This window comes from Bacteroides sp. AF29-11, from assembly GCF_003602895.1.
GTDB lineage: Bacteria > Bacteroidota > Bacteroidia > Bacteroidales > Bacteroidaceae > Bacteroides > Bacteroides uniformis.
This window is the reverse complement of sequence record NZ_QTLY01000028.1, coordinates 1-1,434: the sequence shown is the minus strand read 5'-3', so window position 1 is coordinate 1,434 and position 1,434 is coordinate 1. Positions and strand designations below refer to the sequence as shown.

Annotated in this window: 2 protein-coding genes; both read right to left on the bottom strand. The window is 37.8% G+C overall.

The window, feature by feature from the left end; genetic code table 11:
- Positions 1-325: 325 nt before the first annotated feature.
- Positions 326-592: a hypothetical protein gene (locus tag DWZ03_RS19860; RefSeq protein ID WP_225982726.1), complete on the bottom strand. Its 267-nt coding sequence runs from the start codon at positions 590-592 to the stop codon at positions 326-328.
- A gap of 2 nt (positions 593-594) precedes the next feature.
- Positions 595-1,434, bottom strand: an 840-nt coding sequence (locus tag DWZ03_RS19855; protein ID WP_133303185.1) for an RHS repeat-associated core domain-containing protein, incomplete at its 5' end; no start/stop codon positions are given.

The window sequence follows — 1,434 nt, the reverse complement described above, 5'->3', positions numbered from 1 at the left end:
TTCACGCCGTCCTTGAACTCGAAACCGTTGTTGTAAGCAGAAGTCGTAGCGGTATCGTCCACACGATTCAGCAGATTGCCCGTAAGAGTGATCAAGCCGTAGACTGATGCGGAGGTCTGCCCGTAGCACTGCAAAGACAGGATATTGCCGTTTTTGTCGTAACCGGTCACCTTTTCTGTATAGCGGCCTGCACCGTGGGTGAAAGCAGTCAGACGGTTAAGGCCGTCGTATCAGTATTAGAAAGAAAAAAAGCTATCCTAACATGCAAGATATGAGCTATCTGATGTTAGGATAGTTATTAAAGAGATTAGTCAACTAAGACAGATTATTTCTTATTAATGTTAAGCAACCAATATACAGCCAATGATAAAGCATAAATTGCATATATAACTACTATTTCAGCATAATTGACAAGAGCATGTATTTCATCTAATCTGTCACTCACTACCGGGAAAGTGCCTTTACCACCTAAGGGCAAACAGTCTTCTATGGAATATTTTATCACTAAATAATAATTAAGAATAAAACCTATCCCATAGACAATCATCAACAATGAGAATATCAGAAATACCATTAAAATAACCTTTTTCATAATTACCATTTTGTTCCAGCTCCATGCAAATTAAACTCTTTCTTTATTTCATTATAAGTAATTCTTCTGATACTATGCTCATCCTCTTTAGACATTACTTTCAAACGGTCTCCTAAAGAAGCAGGGGCTTTAGAATCTTTCAAATCCAAATCTTTTTTTACTCCCTCTTGTATACCTTTTATGGAAGTGGTAGCGCAGTTGTTAATAAATAAATTATATTCATCAATAACTTTCGCATTTTCTTTACCTGCATACTTACCTTTTTGAGGTATTTTATTACTATTATCTAATTGCTTATCAAAGTGTTTCGAAACAAGTTCATCTGAACCTTTTGTAAACTCATATCCCACTGCTTCATTAGCAAGCATTTGATCCTGAATAAAGCTAATAGCATCTCTACCCGTCAATTTAATAAGCACTCCTTCTCCTGTAGGCGAAGTATTCCGTGCCGAACTTTTATCTTTTCCCAATTCTCCATATCTACCATAGGTATACACAATTGTATTATCACCATTGCCAACTGTTACAAATGCATGTCCAAAACCTTTTCTTTCGATATAAATTCTTGGCAGTCTCCCGTCTGCATCAATAAATTTGATAGGATTATTCAAACAATACCCATACGGACTCATCGGATAATACTTCTCTGCCAGTGGATCAACTGTCATAAACCTACCCAATGCTGCATCATACATACGTGCTCCATAATCATACCAATTCAACCCCTTCTTGCCATCATACTCCTTCCCGTTGTACTTGTAAGGCTGCACATTGCCTGCACTTGCAAACACCCCTCCAAATGGATAGTAATGGTTCGTCTCCTCTACCGTGCCGCTCTGGTT

Bases quoted from the DNA above. Each gene is read 5' to 3' on its own strand.
- DWZ03_RS19860 (WP_225982726.1), bottom strand. From the start codon at position 592: ATGAAAAAGGTTATTTTAATGGTATTTCTGATATTCTCATTGTTGATG.